This is a genomic window from Variovorax sp. Varisp36, from assembly GCF_047304235.1.
Classification (GTDB): Bacteria; Pseudomonadota; Gammaproteobacteria; order Burkholderiales; family Burkholderiaceae_C; genus Variovorax.
Map to the genome: position 1 here is coordinate 1 of NZ_JBGLYU010000102.1, position 746 is coordinate 746.

Annotated in this window: 1 protein-coding gene; it reads left to right on the forward strand. The window is 62.2% G+C overall.

Annotation, left to right across the window (positions count from 1 at the left end):
• Positions 1-746 (forward strand): TorF family putative porin (locus ACCD11_RS28350; RefSeq protein WP_413316461.1); only part of this gene is annotated, 746 nt, incomplete at both ends.

Genomic DNA, 746 nt, shown 5'->3' on the forward strand with positions numbered 1-746 from the left:
CTCACGGGCAACGTGTCCATCACCACGAACTACAAGTTCCGTGGCCAGGACCAGGACATGATCGGCAAGAACGACTACGCCAAGACCAAGGGCTTCAAGCCCGCCATCCAGGGCGGCCTGGACTACGCCTTCGGCGACAGCGGCTTCTACGTCGGCAACTGGAATTCCAGCGTCAACTGGCTCAAGGGCAACAGCATCGAGATGGACGTGTACGGCGGCTACAAGTTCAAGGCCGGCCCGCTGGACATGGACGTGGGTGCGCTCTCCTACATCTACCCGGGCAACTCCTCGGGCAACACCACCGAGCTGTACGTCGCGGGCACCTACGCCAATGAAAGCCTCGGCTCCTTCACCGCCAAGTACTCGCACACAGTCTCCAAGGACTACTTCGGCTACGCAGGCAACAAGGCCGGCTCGGGCCTGAAGGGCACCAACACCGGCTACCTGAACCTGTCGTACAGCAAGGAGATCGTGCCCAAGGTCACGCTGAAGGCGGCCGTCGGCTACACGAACATGTCCAGCGACATCCGCAGCCTGGGCTACAAGAGCTACGTCGACTACAACGTGGGCGCGAGCTACGACTTCGGCAACGGCCTGTCGCTGACCGGTTCGGTGCAAGGCGCCAACAAGAAGAGCTCCTATGTCGCGGTCGCGAACCCGGGCATCGACCTGGGCTTCGGCCCCTTCGGCCAGACGACCTACTCGCCCAACAAGGCGCGCTTCATCCTGACGCTGACGAAGACGCT